This is a genomic window from Kamptonema sp. UHCC 0994, from assembly GCF_029167235.1.
Taxonomy (GTDB): domain Bacteria; phylum Cyanobacteriota; class Cyanobacteriia; order Cyanobacteriales; family Microcoleaceae; genus Kamptonema.
In genome coordinates this window covers 1-1,436 of the sequence record NZ_JARFTR010000124.1, presented here as the reverse complement: position 1 = coordinate 1,436, position 1,436 = coordinate 1, and the positions used below count along the sequence as shown (strand labels likewise).

Genomic DNA, 1,436 nt, shown 5'->3' with positions numbered 1-1,436 from the left:
TGGGCTCGGAGATGTGTATAAGAACCAGGTTACGTGGTTCGTGCATAATTTCTATTTATAGTTTTAATTTGCATCTATTCCTACGGCCTCAGAAATAGAACTCAAACCTCTTTCTTCCAACTTTTGCAACAATCCCTCTAAAATCCGCCGCACCATCCAAGGCCCTTCATAAATCCAACCAGTATAAACTTGAATTAAACTCGCCCCAGCCGCAATTTTTTCCCAAGCATCTTCAGCGGTAAAAATGCCGCCCACGCCAATAATTGGCAATTGGCCTTGAGTTTGCTGCCAAATAAACCGTATCACTTCGGTAGAGCGATCGCGCACAGGATCGCCACTAATTCCTCCGGCTTCTTCGCTTATGGGTTTACCAGTTTGCGGCAATATTTGAGTTTTGAGTCCATCGCGGCGGGTAGTAGTATTAGTAGCGACAATGCCTGCTAGTTCGTAGGTTTGAGCTAACTTAATAACAGACGCGATCGCCTCCCACTCCAAATCCGGCGCAATCTTAACTAAAATTGGCTTAAGAGCGCGATTTTCCTGTTGCAATACCTCTAAAATTGTGCTTAACTGGTTGGCATCTTGAAGCGATCGCAGCCCCGGCGTATTAGGCGACGACACATTCACCACAAAATAATCCCCCCAATCCTTCAGCAACTTAAAACTCCCTAAATAGTCCATCGCAGCCTCTTCTAGGGGTGTCACCTTAGATTTACCAAGATTGACCCCTAATGGGAATGGGAAGACTGGGAGACTGAGAGACTGGGAGACTGGGTTCGATTTAACTTCCTCCTCCCCCGCTCCCCCGCCCCCCCTCTCCCCATTTCCCGCGCTCCTCAATGCTTCTAACCGAGTAGCGATCGCAACTGCACCTTGATTGTTAAACCCCATACGATTTAAGGCTGCATTATCCGCGCCCAAGCGAAACAAGCGAGGGCGAGGATTCCCCAGTTGAGCATGGAAAGTCACAGTACCCATTTCAGCAAAGCCAAAACCGAAGCTTCCCCAAATACCAGCCCCCAGAGCGTTTTTATCAAAACCCGCCGCCAAACCCACAGGATTTTTAAACCTCAGCCCCCAGAGGGTTTGTTCTAAACGAGTATCTTTCTTGCCCAAAGATTGCTCTAATTGAACTAGAAGGGGACGCAGTGGCGCATTAGCATCAGCTTTACCCAAAAAGTCGATTATTGCCATCAGGCGATCGTGCAGCCACTCAGGATCGGCTTTCAATCCAGAAAATAAAAGAGGGCGTAGAGCCAGTTTATAAATATCCAAGTTATCTATCCTAGAGCAATTAAGTCAGCAAAAAGTAAGTAAAAATAAAAAATGAAAGAAAAAATAGCCCCAAAGTATAAATTCTACCATTAGGTATTGTTGGTAATCATCATTAGAACTTACGCAAAAGTATTTGTAACGCCGCCCTCTGGGCGGTATGT

1 protein-coding gene is annotated in these 1,436 nt (G+C 46.1%); it reads right to left on the bottom strand.

What is annotated here, in order from left to right:
- Positions 1 to 63 precede the first annotated feature (63 nt).
- Positions 64 to 1,275: a quinone-dependent dihydroorotate dehydrogenase gene (locus tag PY364_RS11600; protein WP_275522672.1), complete on the bottom strand. Its 1,212-nt coding sequence runs from the start codon at positions 1,273 to 1,275 to the stop codon at positions 64 to 66.
- Between the last annotated feature and the right edge of the window lie 161 nt (positions 1,276 to 1,436).